Genomic DNA, 15,957 nt, shown 5'->3' on the forward strand with positions numbered 1-15,957 from the left:
ACTACTCACTGTCAGGGCTTCAGGATCACAAACGCGTCCTCTTGCGGCGTGCCTGTCGCCGCACCCATGTCCGTCGGTCTCCAGAGTCCCCGGTTTCCCGTGAGCGTCTGGCGCAGCGTTTCCGCGCTCGATATGACATCGGCAACAAGATCGGAGAGCTTTTCAAAATCACCCTGCTGATAGCGATAAAATCCACGCACCAGAATGCGCGGTCCTTGCGGTGTGCCCTCGCCTTCCAGGACTGCGATGGTGTCGCGCACCGCGCTCAACGCGAAACTGGTTTTCAAAAGTTTTTCCAGTTCCCCGCGCTGAGCCGCACCGTTGCCGGTGAGACCGCCGGCTTCGGCTTCGATCACCAGGACCTGTCCGTCCTCGCCATGCCACAGGATGACCTCAAGATCATCGACGGACAGGACCACGTCCGTATCCCGGTCAAGATCCGGTGCGCCGAGCCCCAGATGCTTCCAGAAGCCGCGAACCGATGTTTCGAATGTCGTGCGGTCCATTTCAAATCCAGCCCAATCGCAGCGGACGGAAGACCTGCTCCCGCCCGTCAGACGTTATCCTCGAGTGACGGCAGCCATCTGTTCGACTTCCGCGGAACGCATTTCCTTCAGGAAGTTCGTCATGGCCTTGATCATTTCATCCAGCGTCTGCTGGAATTCTCGATGAAGATCGCCTTCGCTCTTGGTTTCTTCCGCATCGGCGGCAGCCAGGGACGCATCGGCTTTCAGGTTTTCCGATTCTTGCGTCTTGCCCGCTGCGATTGCCCCACCAGCTGTATCAGCCACCTTTGAAAGAGATTGGACGACACCCCCAATGCCAGACTGGAATGCTTCGTTGGCAGCGATCTTCTTCAGCCCCATCTGCATTTGCGTTTCAATACCGACACCTTCCGAAACACCACCCACAGCGCCATTGGTCCAGCCCCCCGCCGCACCACTCGTGGTGGAATTCGCCCTGTGGCTGCCGATCTTGAATTCGGAGCCCCTCGGCTCCGGGATACTGACATTGGACAATCCCTCCAAATTATCCAATTTTTTCAGAGAACTTGCCGAGCTTCCAATAGAGATCGCAGACGAAGCGATAGAAATTGACGCAGAAACAATCGATGTCACCAACTGGGTAACAGCGGCTTCGGTCGCTTTTGCGGCTGCCGCGCGCATGTCACCCGCCTGGGTCTGCAACTCGCTCTTGGCCTGCTGCCGGGCCGCCAGCCTGCTGTCGAGGGCTTCCTTGCGCTGCAGACCGGACAGTTCGATCATGAGACGGGCCAGAACTTTCGAACTGTCGCCGGATGCCATCGTTTCGGCGAGCGCCACGACAATATCGGCCGCCGCCCGTTCGAACCGGTCGAGTGTCGCGGACAGGTTCGCCACCGTTGTTGTCGCCGGCGGGCTGAGGTCGGGGTTCTTCAGCAGCGCCAGAAACACCGCCTGTTCCCCCGGAGGCAGATCGGAGACTTTCGCCTGAACACCGGCGGCAATGGATTGCGCCTTTTCGACGGAAACGGTCAGCTCTCCATTGCCGTTGGTGAACGAAGCCGGCAGGAATTGCGGATCGATATTGGCCTGCGCCGGGGTAATGCCCATGAAAATATCCTTGTCTTGAAGAGACCTGTTTCGGACGGAAAATCGTTTCAGCCGCTGAACTGCGCCCTGGCCATGGTGTTCGCGCGGTCCTTCATCGACCCCATCACATCGTCCAGCATCGCGTTGAACCTGGAATTCTCACCGGAAATCTGGTTCATGAGAATGTCGATGAAATCGTCCAACGCCTGCATCACGGCTTCGATATCCTTGCCGTCCGCACGCAGTTCCTGCGCTTCCGCGCTTTTTTCGGCGGCGTCATAGCGCGTGACCGAACCGCCGATTGTGGCGACCGAACTTCCGATCGTGGCGACGCCGCTCCCTATTTCGCTCCACATCCCTATTTGTTGTGCCAATACCTGTGTGGAGGTCTTGATTCCATCGTGTGCGGCAACCTTAAGCGCATCAACCACAGACTGTCCCACCGCCTTCGCGACGGACGCAGACTTAGATGCCAGCGCGGCAACCCCCGCCGAGCCAAGCGTGAGAACCGCAAGAGTTACCGTGACGACCGTCATGAGGGTCCCGAACGTCTCGTCGGCCTTCTCCGCTTCCTTTTTCGCCTCCGCCGGGCTCATGCCTTGCGCGATGGCCATATCATGAGCAATGTTGCCGCAAATTCCTTTTCCGGTAGCCATCTGAACGGATGAATCAACAAGCGATATTACAGCCGCGATCGCGCCAGCAACCAACAACGCCCCCATCACAGCACCGGCACCGGTCGCGCAGAGTGCAACGGCCGAAACAATAGCGACGGCTGCGGCGACCGCCGTGGCAATCAGCCCGATCACGCCCCAGACCTTGGCGTCTTCCTTAGCCTGCTTCGCCTCCGCCTGCTTGACCTCGGCTTCCTCCAACTTCGCCTGCTTGTCGGACAGGGACGCGCGTTTGCGCTCTTCATCGTTCAGCAGTTTTCCGGTCTGCACGTCACCGACCACGTCTTTCAGCTTGGAGATGGCGTGGGCGAGTTCGGCATCCAGCGCGTCGCCGCCCGCTTTCGACATCATCTTACCCAGCGATTTCATGATGTCGGCCGCCGAGTTCAGAGTGCCCGCGGCATTTCCGACGCCCTTCCTGGACCCCAAGGCAACGTCAGGAAGGGCTCCGGCCGCCTGCGCGGCTATGCCCGCCTGGAGCGTGTTTTTCTGATTGACGTCAGGCTGCACCAGGGCATCATTTTGCCCGACATCCATCGTCTTTCCGCCGAGCGGGCGAGTGAGCGCTATATCTGTCACGGCAATCCCTTCCTATTTAATGGATCCTGATGCGTTCTCGGCTTCAGGCGCGCGCGGCCAATTCCGAAATTTGCGCGATCAGGCTTTCTGCCTGGGATCTGGTATCTTCGTCGCCGTGTCCCTTGTCCGTCAGCGCAAGCGCGATTTCGAGAACCTCCTGCGCCTGGTCGAATTCCCCGGACTCGATCAGACATTCGCCAAGACGAACATAGGTATCGGCATGGGTCGCATTCAGGCTCAGCGCGAGCACATAAAGCTTGGCCGCCGCAGAGTAGCGCCCCTGCAATTGAAAAGTTGCCGCTAGCGCGAAGGGAAACCGGGCATCCAGCGGATCCAGCCGGCATAGCTCCGAAAACATGTCCTCGGCCCCCTGGAGATCACCCGCACCAAGAGCCTGATAGCCAGACTGAAACAAGGCATCCATCTCTGCGTCCGTGAGATCGAGGATTTCCTTGGACGAATAGCCCGCCTTAATCAGCTTGACGCGGTTGTCTTCCGACAATCCGGCTTCCTTGATGACATCGTCGATCATCGGCGCGGCGAGATTCAGGCTCTTTACGAGATCGTCCGCCGATTGGAACCCCAGATCGAGTATCGACATGCCACTGCCTCCAATTGAAAAACCATGATCGTTAACTAACAATCGGGGCAGGCCGCCGCTGTACCGTAAGACACAGGGCAAGGGCGGTTTGGCAAAAAAACCTGATTATTTTGCCGCAAGCGCCCGGGCGATTGCTTCACCTTCCTGCCGACGCCCCGTTTCAAAAAAACAGCGGGCCCGCAGATACCGCCGCATGACGAGCGTGCGCGAAGAAAGGCCGCCGGAGAGCGTCAGGCTTTCCAGATGATCCAGATCGGCCAGGGCGCCGACAAAGTCCTTTTCAAGAAACTTCAGCACCACGTGGGCAAGCCGAACTTCCGCGCCATCCTCCTCCAGCGCCAACATGCTTTCCACGAGAATGAGGGCGCGGTCGTAATACCCATGACGCGTCAGTACGAAAATTGTCAGGAGCAGATAATCCCGCTGCCGGCTCGTCAAGTCTTCCTTGGGCTGCACGAGCTGCATTGCGTCACCCTTTCAACAGGGCGGCCAGCGCCGAGCGGACTTCCTGATCGAATTCGACCTCGTCTCCCAGGAGCGCCGCCGCTTCATCAAGCGCGGCCTTCGCCGGTCCGCCCGCGTCCTTCGCAGCCGTCTGCATCAGGTGCCTTACGGACATCCGGGTTTCGGACATGACGCTCGGCTCCAGAAGATCCGGATCGATAAAGGCGGGTTCAAGCAAGTCCGCCAGCCGCTCGTCCAGAGACGGCCGCCTGAGAATCTCGTCCAGCTCTCGATGTTTCGGCAGGAATTTCGGCGCACTTTTTCCCTCGACGGGCAGATGATGCTCATCGTCGACCCGCCAGCGCGAGATGCTTTCAAGACCGGTATCAAGCCGCTGGATGCGCATTATCTTTTCCGTCCCTGGTTCGCGAGGAAGAAGTGGAGATACATTTCACCCGCGCGGCCTAGCTGCGCGCGATCGAGGTCAGGATGTCATTCATCCGCCGCAAGGCGTTGTTGGCCAGATCATAGTGCCGGTTGCGTTCCTGGTTCATGGAGGAAATCTCGTTGGTCAGGATCTGGCTGTTCTGGTTGATCAGCGTCACGGCATCGGCAAGCTGGGTGGAGAAAATGTTCCATTGCGACTGGCTACGCTTGTTGAGGTGCTGCTGGACGAAATATGGGTCCTGGGTATTATTAGCCTGTACGTTGCTGACGATGTTATCAAGGGGGCGCGTGATCCCGTGCAATTTCTCGATCGGGTGTCCGGATTTAAAAGTATAGGGCCCGGAATAGTTGTCATCGAACATGATGAGGACCCGCCTTTCGCCGGTAGATAACGAGGAATTATCCTTGGGAATATCTTCATCATCTTCGTGTGGAACCACGTTTTTATCCGGCAGCCAGATGACGTGCGTTCCATCCTTGCTTCCTTCCGCATCCCGGGTTTCCTCGGCCGCGTCTTCCCCGCTCGAGAAATGCTTGAGGGCCTCGTTCACGATGCGCTGCATTTCCGCGTAGTCCTTGAGCAGCGCGTTCTGCTGCTGCATCTCCTCGGTCAGGATCGCGACCTCGGCTTCCTTTTCGATGTTGTAGGTCAGCTGCAACGCGGCGATCAGTGTCGGTACGTCCATGGATTTGCTGCTCGCGGCAATTTCAAGACGCTTGTTCTGCAAATCCAGGAGACGCTGTTCCTGGGCGACGAAGTTTTTCAGACCGTTCACGATGGTGGCATCGTTGTCCGTGCTGTTCAGCCCGTGATAAACCTCGTCCTCGCCGCCCTCGACGATATGGTCAGGGGCTATCGACTCCTCGAACGTGGCCACCCGATCAAATCTTTCCTTGATCGCATCCACTTCACGCTGGATATCCGCCAGGGAAAACAGGGCATTCCTGTCGACAAGTAGTTTGAGATTGTCCAGTTGGTCGGTGAACAGGTCCTCATTGTCGCTTTTTCTGGGTATAATGTCGTCATTGATGGCAGCTTGGATCAGCGCAATCGCAACCTCGCGATTGATCGCAACGTTGTCGCCGAGCTGGACACCCCAGACGGAGGCCAGGTTCGCCCTGACACCGTCCCCCCCTGTGCCGAGGCCCGCCAGGTAGTCCACGATCAGCTCCTGATCCGCGAGACTCAATGTGGCGATGTCGGTCTTGGACAGGTTCTGCAAGGTCAGCACGGTGCGTGCGTCATCGGCCAGAAGCACGTCGAGCCGCTCGTCGGTCCCTTCCTGGAGAACCAGTGAGCCTTCGAACCGGTTGAGCAACTGCAGTTGATGGGCCGAGTGCAGGCCGTTGAAGAAATCCGAAGAGATGTCCGCCTGCGCGACGGTATCCAGATCGACCTCGTTGCCATTCCCGTCCGTCGGGCTGGCCAGGCTGGTCTCGTCGCTGGTGCCGTCCATGAACGGGAACAGCGCTTCCGAATTGGCGTCGTTGACTTCACCACCGGAATTGTCATCCGTGGAACCGGGAATGTTGTGCGTGGGGTTGGGGTCCGGCGTCGGATCCTTCGGATAGGAGAAGTTATTCGCCCAGAAAGACGTGTTTGTTATCACCATGAGAGACTTCTCCGTTCAAAGACGCAAGCGGCGGCGGCCCGCCTTGCGGCCGCCTTGCAACTCGGGATCAAGCAGGGGCCGATCAACATTCAGGCGCGCCACCGTGCTTTGAGCCGGGCCCGCTGCTGTTCCGGATTCCGGCGCGCCCGGGGCGGCCTTGTCCGGCAGTATCCGATTGACATGAAAGCCGAAGTCGAACACCCGGTCGGCGAAGTCTTCCATGGTTCCGGCGCGCGCCATTGCCGCCACGAGGTTCTGGCAATGCGCATCATGCTGCAGGAGCGGTGTCGCCATGATCTGCCGCATGACGGTTTCGATCCGGGCAAACATGTCGGCCATCGCATCGCCGCGCCGCGCCGCGTCGCGCCGGAAGTTGCGCAATCTGCGGTCGATGTCTTCAATTTGATCAAGCGAGGCGTTCTCACCGGTCAAAGTTTCTTCTCTGCGCACCTGCGGGTCCAAGACGCGACCTCCTCATGCCTGTCGTGTAAATCCGAAAAATAAAGCTCTTAAGAAATGCAGGTGTGCCATTCGGTACAAATGTCTTCGGAATGAAAGACTATTTTAGTGCATGCATGGATGCGTGCTGCACTCGGGTCCCAATGCACTGCGCGGTGACCGCACATGTCCCACAAATGAGAATGACAAGAGTGCGATGCGGAGGCAGATTTGGCTGAATTAAGAGACCTCGGAGTAACCCGGCAGCAGATCGCCTCGGCGAATGTCCAGTCGACCGTCGGCGCCGAAGTTCTGGAACAGGCGCGCGGCGCGCGCAAGGGAGACGCCACCACTCTGGTTCCCAAACAGTCCGACCTCAGCGACATCATGGAGGAAATCGGCAACGCGGTCGGCAAGTTCGCCGACAAGCGGACCCTCGGTCAGGCCAAGATCCGCCAGGGCGCCGGCGCGAATATCGAAGCCCTGAAGCGGATCGCGGATTATTACGACAAGCTTCCGGACATGCCGAAGGAGGCCAGCCTCCGCGCGCTTGTCGGCACACTCCAGAAGTTCGAGGACCTGCTCGACAAGGAAGGCGGAGCCGGCGACGGCCTGGTCTCCACCGACAACGTCCTGCGCGCGCTCAGGGATTTCGACGGCAACGTCACGCATCAATATGAAGCGCTGCAGATCGCCCGCCAGTATTTCGAGGAGACCGGCGCAAGCCAGGGCCTGCTTGCGGTTCTCGACCGGACCCAGGCCGTCTTCGAAGACCCAGACATCGCCCGCAACGTCCAGGCCGGCTACGCCATCGCGCAACGCGCCTCGGAAGCGGCGCCGACCCTGGAGACCGACCCCGCAGCCTTGCGCGACCGGTATCGGGAGATGTTGCGCGGCCCGATGCACATGGGGCAGCTGTTCGACGCGCTCGCCGACTTCAACCTGCGGCTCAATTTCGACACCGTCGTCGGTGTTTTCCTGGAGACGGCCGGAGACGACCTCGCGGCCACAAGCCACCAGACCGACCCGGTGCTTCTGGGCGGATTGACACAGGAACTCGGCAAGCTGAAGGAAATGCGCACGGTGTATCAGGCGAGCGACGACCTGATCCACACGATGCAGCGTATGGATCCGCAATTCGCCAGCCCGCAGATCGTCGACGGCCCCAATGCCAACGGGCCGGAGGTGTTGACGAGCGCGCTGTTGAACTTCTGCGCCAAAAAGACACCCAACCTTTCGGACGCCCGGCAGGTGATCAAACCCTATGATGACAGCGCCGTCGACATGATCGTCGTGTTCGCCAATGGTCTGCATGACCTTCACAAGATGATTTCCGACCGCTCGTATCCCTCCAATGAAGCCCGCCTACAGCAAGGCAGCATGCTGGAAGCCTTGCGGAGCGATCTCACCGCTATCGAGGAACAGGCCTACGAAGCGGACAACGCCCAGGCGTAGTCGATTTCAGCACCGAACCAGACATCATTCCCTTGCCGGAGCACTCCGGAGGACCCCGCACCGGCTGCCGGGACCAGCGCCGACGCTCGGCCATACAGCCGGTTTCAAGGGCCGTCACCCGAAGCGCAGAATTTGGAGTCTATGACATGATCGGATTTTCGAGCAGAACCCTGAGCACGATCGAAGGGTTCGCGGCCAACATGCAAATCGACCGTGTGTCCGCTGCCGACGATGGCAGCCTGACATTTCAGTTCGAGCGCGCCGGAACGCTTTGCTTCACTCCATCGCAAGATGGTTCCCGCACGCTGATCAGCCTGAAACGCAAACCCGCGAGGCCCTTGCTTGCCGAACACCTGAAAGACCTGCTCGCCCTTTCCGGTTGGGATAGCTATCTTCGCCTAACGATCAACGCCGGATTGAGCGCTGATGATTCTCCCGTTATAGTAGCAAGCCTCGATGATCAAACCCTCGACCTGCAATCGATTGAACACTGCCTGGACCGGCTGATCTCACTTCATGACGGGATGCAGATAAACTGAAATGCACGCATTCCTTGCGGCCCAATTTCAGCAAACCGGTGTTTCCAATCCCAATCGGGGAAATGTGACTTCGCCTGTTGAACACTTCCTTGTATTTTGCATGCCGAATGACGTAAATAGACGCGAGCGTCGATGTATGCACTATAATAATCGACAAGTTTTTCTGCGTAAAAGCTGCCAAGTTGTAATAAAAAATACAACAAGCTAAAGAGAAGTGAACTACGTTGACTAAGCAAACGCAAGTTTTGGAAGCTCCAGTGTTCCACGAACCAGATGATTTCAGCGCCTGCCTCGCCCCATTAACCCCGGACGACATGAGTTTCGACAACGTCCCCGGCCTGGGCGGTCAAGATATGATTTTCTTTCTATTTAACGAGCTCCAAAAAAAGCTGACCTCCGTTCAAAAAGATGATGTCTCGCTGAAGTATTATCTGGACGAATGCGGCGTATCGGATTTGATGGAGGGCGACTTCCAGACATTTTTCGACGCGCATTTCACGCCCGGCAGAACGAACGTCACGAGCCTCAGGGACATTTACGAGACCGCCTACGCCCTGTTCTCCCAGGACGAATATGCGCAGGCGGTCGGCTTCTTTTCGCTGATCGCGTCCCTTGAGGGGAACATCGCCGGCAGTCTGCTGGCCCTGTCCGCCTGCGCCAATCGCCAGGCCCTGTATCGCAGCGGCTACGATCTTGCCGTCGCTTCGATCCAGGCGAATGAAAAGCATCCGCGCAGTTACCTGCTTGCCGGATATTGCGCACTCCAGCTCAAGGACCAGAAGAGCGCAAAGCGCTATCTCGCGCTGGCAGCCCGGCTTGCACGCAAGGATCCGGCCTACCGCTCAGAACAGCGCGCCGCCCAGCGCAAGCTTCTGCTTCTTCAGTTTTCCTGAACCGGCCAACCTTCCGGAGGCCCGCGCGTAGCGCGTTTATACCAGTCGCAACAAACAGGAACCCGTTTGACCATGCCATGAGACAACTCCACGAAGAGCGCGTCGCAAGGCGATATGGGTCATCGGCCTGCCACACACGTCTGGCGAAATGGCTTCCAAACGCGGTCAGATGAGCCATCAAAACTCATTGGTATGAAAGGCGGCCAACCAGGCCGCCGGGGGTATGAAAGGCGGCCAACCAGGCCGCCGGGGGTATGAAAGGCGGCCAACCAGGCCGCCCGGCGCAGTGCTCCTGCCTGGGAAACCGGACCAATACCATCAAACCGGATCCAATCAGATGCGGTTGCTCTCTGTCGCAACTTGGTCCGAAATGATGTCCGTCGTTTCATCAGACGTAGGCGAGTTTTCTTCCGTGCTTGCATCGGTCAGCTCTTCAAGGCTCGTCGTACTGTCGTACGTCGCCGAGTCGCTGGTCAGATCTGAGGATTCGACCCAATCATCCAAGGTCACTACCGACATGTCGTCAAAACTGTCCAGAGACACTACCGAGATGTCGTCAGGATCACCAGAAGTACCGGTTACCTCACCTGCCGCCTCATCCGGATCGAGCCTGCCCCGGATTTCCGCCAGGACCTCGCTTTTCACGTCTTCAGGTGCGTCTTCGACAAAGGCGCTCGCCAGACTGTAGATCTGGCAGTAGAACCCGTCCGGATCGAGCGCCTCATCGTGAAGCTCCCGGGCTGCGACGGAGAGTTCCGCAAGCGTATGCCGTTCCTCCGGGTCGAGGCCGTCCCACAGCGTCGCATCTTCATACGTCGCGATCATGGTCTCGAGCCGGCTCAAAGTTCCATTGACGACCTTGAGACATTCCTCTGCGGGATGTTTAAGCGCACCGTCGTTTTTTTGCCCGACAATCATGTCCAGGAGTTCGTTGAATGGCATCAGCGGCCGTGAAAACACGACGGCTTTAAACTGGCTGATCGCATCCGTGCTGAGTTCGTTGGCAAAACTCCCCGCATCCAGATAACCCTCGTCTTCAAGCTGCCGGAGAGTGGCATCAAGATGTCTGCCGGCGTCGTTGACCTCCTTGACATCTTGTTGAATGAAGCCCGTCCGGGCCGGGTCGTGAGCATCGCCTGCATTCGTGGTGTACAGTCTGTCGATAATCGGATTGCCGCCAGAATCCAGAAGCAGAGCCTTTTCGGCGATCCTCTTGTTGACGTCCCCGGGACCCAGGTCCTCAAGTCCCGTGCCTGGATCGTTGACGTAGGCAGCCATCGCCTGGCCTGTCAGACTTCTCAGCTTGCCGCTGTCATCGGGCCGGATATTCAGTTTGCTGATCGCCGCCATGGCCGGCGAATTCGAAGTCTCGATCGTCACCTCGGCAGTCTCACCGAGAGTGTCGGCCGCGATCCTGGCAGGCTCAATCTGACTGGCCGGCCTGTTCGGCATCTCCGCCGCCCGGTTAAGCGCATTCATGCGGGTCGCCTCAAGCGCCGTTTTGGAGGCTGCCCTCGTTTGGTATTCCTTCTTTACGTGGTCTGCGAGCTTGACCAGTCTTTTCACCTTGCGGCTGCTCAATGGCCTGGAACTGTCGGCGTTGAAATCCCGCAAGATCGTTCCCCCAACGTCCGGATACTTGTGTTGAATCACTTCGGCGAATTGCTGCCTGACTTGCTTGACCTTGCTCTCGCCCTGAAGCGAGGCGACAATTCTGCCGAGAAATCCGCCGCCGAGCTTGGTGATATTGCCATGTTTGTTAAGCGCAAGCGTTCCCTTGCCGACCTCCGCTGCACGCTCGAAAGACTTGATCGTTGCATCGGCCGGACCGTGACGCCCACCTACCTGTGGCATAGCTAACCTCATTCAGAGTTGAAAACCGGATGGAGAACTGCGGGCGATCAGGCCCTGATGACGAATTCCGAAGCGTCGTATCCGCTTGGAGCCGGTTCGCTTGTGCTCAGGAATTCCGCCGACCGCAGCATCGGTGCCAGTACCTCCGCCTGTTCGATGAGTCTTTTCAAACACTTCTCGAAATGGCTGATGTCGGCGCCTTCGTAATCAAGCTTGTCGGCGAGAAGGTAGCGGCCGCTGTTTGTATCCAGGATCAGGCTCAGGCCGGTCGTCACCGCCAGACCGCAGGCGAGATCGACGAATTTTTGCAGGATGTCGGCATGCGGTACACCGGGAGCGTCTCCCAGGTCGGCGGCAAAGCCATAGTGCCTTCTTTCATCGTCCGTGCGGATCTCGACAGCAATATCGTCGAAGGACAGGATGGCCGTGTCTTCCTGGAAACGAAGATCGTCAAGGCCGACGGATTTACCGAATTCGGCAATCAAGGCGGCATGATCCGTGCTGATCATTTACGGTCTCCTGTTCCAGAATTAAAAGATAGACAGCAAAAAGCCCGCACTGCCCTGCGCCTTGAAAATTCTTAGGCATTCGAGCGATCGGTGACTGTCTCATTTGACACTCAGCCCGGCCGAAATTCGATATGCGGTCCGGTTTTCTCAATCGGGCAAACGGCACCGCAAGACCCCGTCAAGGTCGCGGTCCCATGGAGCAAACCGGACAAGGTTCCAAGTTGCGCCCACCGGACCGGCAGGCAGCAGAAAGTTTAAGGCCCGCCCCCTGATGTGCCATCCGGCACAGCACGCCGTCGATTGCTTCGATAGCGTGCCCCCTGACTTCGGAACTGTGATTTCCGGTTTGCAGAGGAAGGCTATGCGGGCATGAAATACGAACAATTGATGAGTGAATACGGCGCCTCGATCAACATAAGCGATATGGAAGTCGATCCTGCCGGCGCCGTATTCGAATTTGACGGAACTTCCGTCGTTGTGCGGCCAAACGCGGACGGCGACCGCATACTGATCATGGCGGTGATCGGCTCAATTCCGGAAGCGCGTCAAAATCAGGTTGCTTCAAAGCTGCTGCAATTGAGTTTTGCCACGGCCGTGAATGACGGCATGGCGTTCGCCGCGGGTGGCGAGAACTACTACTGCATGAACAGCCTCCTTCTGGCAGGTCTCGACGCAGCGGCTTTCGAAAATGAATTGCTTTCCCTGAGCCGCAAGGTGAATGCGGCGCGCAACTTGCTCGACCTCGAGCGACAGGCGGCGTCGGTGGAGGAGCGGCACGAACGCGAAGCGGCGCAGGCCGGCGGCGCGTTCATTCAGGCCTGAAAAGAATTTTGCATTTAAAAGGAACAGTGTGACATGCCGAACGATACTCTTCTGTCGATCAGACAAGCCCCGCAATTGACCTCGCTCGAGCCTTTGCTGAACAAAAAAAATAAAGAACACATCAAGTTCGACGAAGATAATAACTTCAAGATCGGCTATTCGACTGTTTCCGGAAAAATAAAATACTCTAATCTCAGCGACAAGATCAGAGAATATAGCGATGGCGAGCAATACACTTCGATAAAAGCGCAGCACAACCAGGAAACGATCCGGGTACTGATGACAAAATTCAGTACAGCGGCAACTAATGTCATGAAGTCGCAGCTTCACGACCACTATCAAGAACTGAGGAACAACGACACTGCGCCGCAAGAGCAGGAAAACGGGAAACTCAGTGAAGATGCAGAGTTTGACCAAGGCCTCTCAATTGCCGAAGGCCTCATGGAAGAGGTGACCAAACTTGTTGGTCAGCGTCTCAACATCGATGGTCTGACCGGAGTCAAACGCGTTACCATCGGCCAAGTCAGGGATCTCATTCCGGAGATTGACCAGCTCGTCAGCGAAACGGTCGAAAACGAGGTCGCGAAACTGGTCGCGAAGTTGTCCGAGCAGTGAGAACCACCCCGGACATGACGACCGCACGGGTGATCGGGCGCGGTTGACGGCCAGAGACTGGGCCGCGCTGGTCCTTGGCGGGCCTGAGGCGGACACCTTCTGCGTCATCCCCTCACATGTGTCATCGGCGGGCAGCCCCCTTTTCATGGCAAGGCGATGCAAGGGTGTCCGGCCGGCGCCGGATGGAGCCAGGCGCGAGCGCGGGTCCTCAAGGACTGACGGAATGCTTCGCAGCCCCGGAAACTTCGATCCCGGGCCCCTGCGGTCGTTGCCCACCCCCTTGCCCGCCAGTGGCACGAGACGGCGGCAAGGGAAGCTTCAACAGCTTGGGCGACGCGGCGATGCGGTGCGGGGATCGCGCAGCATCGGTCGGCACGCGCGGCCCGGCAGCAGACAGGGCGGCTTTCCCTGCCCTTGGCAAAACATTTGACAAAAAGGGTGCTCCACCGCTGAGACAGGCGCCGGACGCCCGTCTACGGACTTCAAGGAGAACACGAAATGTCCAACACCGATTTCCCGTCAAGGCCAGGCTTCAATCAAGGACACGTTCCGGGTATGGATAATACCGGCGCCCTCCAGCCCATCATCAATTGCGTCAATAAAGGCAAGGGCGCGACACTCCTGAAACTCAATACGGACAAGGACCGCCTGGTCAAGGTTTCCGGAGGTGCCGAAAAATCGGAGGACCAACGCAAACTTCAGGGACAGGACGCCAAACAGTTTTTCGTGAAGAAAATCGGCGATGTCTATGGCCCCTCCCTGAGCAAGCTAGCCTCCGAAAAACTGAAGGTTGAAGAAGGCTTCAAGGCTGCAAGCGCCATGGATTTCATCACCGCCGGAGACTGTCTGATCGATGCGCGATCCACGGTGCCAGAAGAAGGCATCGATCCCAGCACTTTTTCCAGGCAGATCAGGCTGACGGCAAATACTCAGCCCGGCAACGGAAAACTTGCCGACCTTGGCGCGGATCTCGCCGTCTCGATCTGGATAGAGAAACTGGAACTACGAAATTTGCATAGCGGGGGTGATAGCTTCGATGAGCTTTACGGCAACATTTTTCTAACACTCGACGATGACCTCTATGACTATTGCAAAACAAATCTGGGGCAAATGCAGCGTAGTCTGTCGCTGATCCCCTTCAACTCCGAAACGCTCGCAAGATCGATCTTGAAAAATCCGTCACTCGCCGACAACGCATCATTCAGGCAGGGGCTGAATAACATCGCCAGGAACAGCGATGGGGAAACTCAGTCCGACCTGCAAAAAGTTTATTCTCTTCTTCGAGATACGCTGAGAGAAGAGCTTGACGGTATTATCAAGCTCGTCGACGGCCCGTTGAGAACGGCGAAAATTTCTCCCGCCTCACGCCAAAACGTCTTCGAAGCCAGTGTGTATTCCGGCTTGGGTGTGAAGACCTGTGAGGCGCGGCTCGAGGCCAAGGTCAACGAGGACTTCGCGGCGTTCGTCGATACGAATTCGCTGGAGCTTTGCAAGGTGTTTTTCCCATCAGGCGGCTCCTTGTTGGAAACCCCCGACGGCTTGGACGTTTTGGAAACGGCTGCTACCGACCTGACGACGTTCCTGAACCTCGACACAGCGGCCGGCTATGACGCCGAAGACAAATTCACCGCAATCGCTGAAGGCTTTCGCGTCCACACAGTCGCGTGTTACGAGGAGGGAATTGCTTCCACCGGTAATGACACGTCTGAAGTGCCGCGAGAGGCGGCGCGCGATCACGCCAAGGAACGTCTTGCTGCTGCCTGCAAGAACCTGGAGCTCTGCACCCAGGGCCTGAACAATCGTCACCACCAGGAAACAGTGCGGGATTTCGCCAGAAATCTGCCGGACCGGAGTGAAGCATGGCCCATATTCGACGGCACAAGCTAGATCGAATTCTTTCCCGGTACGCAACACGGCACCGGTTTTGATGTCAGGCTGGCGTATCGGGCGATCAGGAAACGCCCGATACGCCAGCGCTCCGATTCCCCCGGAACCTGCTCAAACCCCTTGAGCGTTGCATGGTCATCAGCTTCTGGTTTCAATGTAACGGACCACGGTTCAGGCGCATGTCCGCAAACGGCGGTACGCTGGATAGTTGCGTCTTTTCAAGGGCGTAAAACGTCACCGTCCTGTGCCGAATGGGACAGGCCACCATCCCGGAATTTTGGAAAGTGGCGTCAGCGTTGCTTTGGAGCCCGGCAGCTTTTGTCCCGGGCGCGGTCCGGTGCGGCGGCGGCGCAAGGCCGTCCGTCACGGCGGTCCGCTTGGACACAGGCGGTTGGACGGCGGCATGATTCACTATTCCCTGCAGAATTTTAAAGACCTGGTCGGAGATTTTTACAGGAAACTCGGTGCGGAGCCCGAAGAGCTCGACGGCAGCGTCCTGTTTCTGGAAATCGACGAAGCCGCGGTCGCGTTTGAATTCCTGCCGGCGGAAAACGCGCTGGTGCTCTGGAGCCAGATCGACGAGGTCGACGGGGTCGACGTGACAGCGGAGGTCCAGGAAAAGGCCCTCTCGATCAATCTTCTGACCCTGTTCACCGGCGGCGGCGCGCTCTGTTTCAACGATACCAGCCGCCGGCTGCTCTATGCCCTGCCCGTGGCGCCGGAAGGCCTGACCGTCGAGGTCTTCGAAGAAAGGCTGCGCAGCTTCCTGGCTGGACGCAAACTGGTCGCCTCGAGGCTTATCAACCTGGTCACGTCCGCCAGGGCCGGGGAAGAAAAGTTCCCGGGTGCCGCCGAAGGCCCAGATCAACAGGTCATCTTCAATGTGTGACGCGGCGTGAGGCTGCAGGCAGACCTGCGCTGAAAGATCCAGGCCTTCGCAAGGATCGCCGGGGCCTGAACGCGTCACTGCGAGGTCGCGCCGGCCACTTAAATTCTCGACCCAACTCGCATACAAA

17 protein-coding genes are annotated in these 15,957 nt (G+C 58.0%); 7 read left to right on the forward strand and 10 right to left on the reverse strand.

Annotated elements, in window-relative coordinates; genetic code table 11:
• Nucleotides 1-11 precede the first annotated feature (11 nt).
• The 8 genes from AC0VX3_RS20370 to AC0VX3_RS20405 form a co-directional block, all read right to left on the reverse strand.
• Nucleotides 12-506 carry a CesT family type III secretion system chaperone gene (locus AC0VX3_RS20370; protein WP_475522053.1) on the reverse strand — a complete coding sequence of 165 codons (495 nt, stop codon included), beginning with the start codon at nucleotides 504-506 and terminating at the stop codon, nucleotides 12-14.
• 54 nt (nucleotides 507-560) lie between these two features.
• On the reverse strand, nucleotides 561-1,592 hold the full coding sequence (locus AC0VX3_RS20375; RefSeq protein WP_475522054.1) for a hypothetical protein: 1,032 nt from the start codon (nucleotides 1,590-1,592) through the stop codon (nucleotides 561-563).
• Nucleotides 1,593-1,639: 47 nt separating this feature from the next.
• The gene (gene sctE / locus AC0VX3_RS20380) at nucleotides 1,640-2,824 is read right to left on the reverse strand and encodes a type III secretion system translocon subunit SseC family protein (protein WP_475522055.1); all 1,185 of its coding nucleotides are present in this window, start codon (nucleotides 2,822-2,824) and stop codon (nucleotides 1,640-1,642) included.
• A 43-nt stretch (nucleotides 2,825-2,867) separates the two neighbouring features.
• On the reverse strand, nucleotides 2,868-3,425 hold the full coding sequence (locus AC0VX3_RS20385) for a tetratricopeptide repeat protein (protein ID WP_475522056.1): 558 nt from the start codon (nucleotides 3,423-3,425) through the stop codon (nucleotides 2,868-2,870).
• Nucleotides 3,426-3,530: 105 nt separating this feature from the next.
• A complete protein-coding gene (locus AC0VX3_RS20390; RefSeq protein ID WP_475522057.1) occupies nucleotides 3,531-3,890 on the reverse strand; it encodes a hypothetical protein in 360 nt (119 codons plus the stop codon).
• A 4-nt stretch (nucleotides 3,891-3,894) separates the two neighbouring features.
• On the reverse strand, nucleotides 3,895-4,275 hold the full coding sequence (gene sctX / locus AC0VX3_RS20395; protein ID WP_475522058.1) for a type III secretion apparatus assembly protein SctX: 381 nt from the start codon (nucleotides 4,273-4,275) through the stop codon (nucleotides 3,895-3,897).
• A gap of 58 nt (nucleotides 4,276-4,333) precedes the next feature.
• A complete protein-coding gene (locus tag AC0VX3_RS20400) occupies nucleotides 4,334-5,929 on the reverse strand; it encodes a hypothetical protein (protein ID WP_475522059.1) in 1,596 nt (531 codons plus the stop codon).
• A 15-nt stretch (nucleotides 5,930-5,944) separates the two neighbouring features.
• Nucleotides 5,945-6,379 (reverse strand): hypothetical protein, encoded by a 435-nt coding sequence (locus AC0VX3_RS20405; protein ID WP_475522060.1) that lies wholly within the window; start codon nucleotides 6,377-6,379, stop codon nucleotides 5,945-5,947.
• A 219-nt stretch (nucleotides 6,380-6,598) separates the two neighbouring features.
• Between AC0VX3_RS20405 and AC0VX3_RS20410 the strand changes: the two genes are divergently transcribed.
• The 3 genes from AC0VX3_RS20410 (at nucleotide 6,599) to AC0VX3_RS20420 (ending at nucleotide 9,254) form a co-directional block, all read left to right on the forward strand.
• Nucleotides 6,599-7,822 (forward strand): HrpJ domain-containing protein, encoded by a 1,224-nt coding sequence (locus AC0VX3_RS20410; protein WP_475522061.1) that lies wholly within the window; start codon nucleotides 6,599-6,601, stop codon nucleotides 7,820-7,822.
• Nucleotides 7,823-7,968: 146 nt separating this feature from the next.
• A complete protein-coding gene (locus AC0VX3_RS20415; RefSeq protein WP_475522062.1) occupies nucleotides 7,969-8,361 on the forward strand; it encodes a CesT family type III secretion system chaperone in 393 nt (130 codons plus the stop codon).
• A gap of 224 nt (nucleotides 8,362-8,585) precedes the next feature.
• Nucleotides 8,586-9,254 carry a hypothetical protein gene (locus tag AC0VX3_RS20420; protein WP_475522063.1) on the forward strand — a complete coding sequence of 223 codons (669 nt, stop codon included), beginning with the start codon at nucleotides 8,586-8,588 and terminating at the stop codon, nucleotides 9,252-9,254.
• A gap of 333 nt (nucleotides 9,255-9,587) precedes the next feature.
• Here the strand turns inward: AC0VX3_RS20420 and AC0VX3_RS20425 are convergent, their stop codons facing one another.
• Nucleotides 9,588-11,108 (reverse strand): hypothetical protein, encoded by a 1,521-nt coding sequence (locus AC0VX3_RS20425; RefSeq protein ID WP_475522064.1) that lies wholly within the window; start codon nucleotides 11,106-11,108, stop codon nucleotides 9,588-9,590.
• A 47-nt stretch (nucleotides 11,109-11,155) separates the two neighbouring features.
• Nucleotides 11,156-11,617, reverse strand: a complete 462-nt coding sequence (locus tag AC0VX3_RS20430; RefSeq protein ID WP_475522065.1) for a type III secretion system chaperone — start codon at nucleotides 11,615-11,617, stop codon at nucleotides 11,156-11,158.
• Nucleotides 11,618-11,986: 369 nt separating this feature from the next.
• Between AC0VX3_RS20430 and AC0VX3_RS20435 the strand changes: the two genes are divergently transcribed.
• From AC0VX3_RS20435 to AC0VX3_RS20450, 4 genes are all read left to right on the forward strand, one after another.
• Complete coding sequence (locus AC0VX3_RS20435) at nucleotides 11,987-12,439, forward strand: type III secretion system chaperone (RefSeq protein WP_475522066.1); 453 nt, start codon at nucleotides 11,987-11,989, stop codon at nucleotides 12,437-12,439.
• Nucleotides 12,440-12,472: 33 nt separating this feature from the next.
• Nucleotides 12,473-13,054 carry a hypothetical protein gene (locus AC0VX3_RS20440; protein ID WP_475522067.1) on the forward strand — a complete coding sequence of 194 codons (582 nt, stop codon included), beginning with the start codon at nucleotides 12,473-12,475 and terminating at the stop codon, nucleotides 13,052-13,054.
• A 498-nt stretch (nucleotides 13,055-13,552) separates the two neighbouring features.
• Complete coding sequence (locus tag AC0VX3_RS20445; RefSeq protein WP_475522068.1) at nucleotides 13,553-14,941, forward strand: hypothetical protein; 1,389 nt, start codon at nucleotides 13,553-13,555, stop codon at nucleotides 14,939-14,941.
• A gap of 403 nt (nucleotides 14,942-15,344) precedes the next feature.
• Nucleotides 15,345-15,830 (forward strand): type III secretion system chaperone, encoded by a 486-nt coding sequence (locus AC0VX3_RS20450; protein ID WP_475522069.1) that lies wholly within the window; start codon nucleotides 15,345-15,347, stop codon nucleotides 15,828-15,830.
• Nucleotides 15,831-15,957 lie beyond the last annotated feature (127 nt).

The organism is Roseibium sp. QJM3NY_11, from assembly GCF_056173175.1.